This window comes from Streptococcus sp. WM07 (assembly GCF_004570525.1).
Classification (GTDB): Bacteria; Bacillota; Bacilli; order Lactobacillales; family Streptococcaceae; genus Streptococcus.
Map to the genome: position 1 here is coordinate 1 of NZ_SPPZ01000325.1, position 293 is coordinate 293.

Here is a 293-nt window from a genome sequence, read left to right on the forward strand (position 1 = left end):
TGCATCGACTTGAGCTTTGGCAACTGTTTTCTCCTCGTCTGTTAAGTCAGTACGAGCATCCAATTCTGCCTTCTTAGCGTTAGCTGCTTCATCGATGGCTTTCTTAGCTTCAGGCTTAGCAACTGCAGCTGGGTTAATAGCTTTAACAGTGTCAACACCTGCAGTTTTAGCTTCTTCAACTCCTGCATCTGTTGTTGCTGCATCTACTGCAGCTTTGGCTTTTTCTGCTTCTGCATCAACTTGAGCCTTAGCTGCTGCTTTCTCTTCGTCTGTTAGATCAGAGCGAGCGTCAA

At 46.1% G+C, this 293-nt stretch carries 1 protein-coding gene; it reads right to left on the reverse strand.

The features are described from left to right. On the reverse strand, positions 1-293 hold a 293-nt coding region (locus tag E4T71_RS09420), incomplete at both ends, for a DUF1542 domain-containing protein (RefSeq protein ID WP_135039022.1).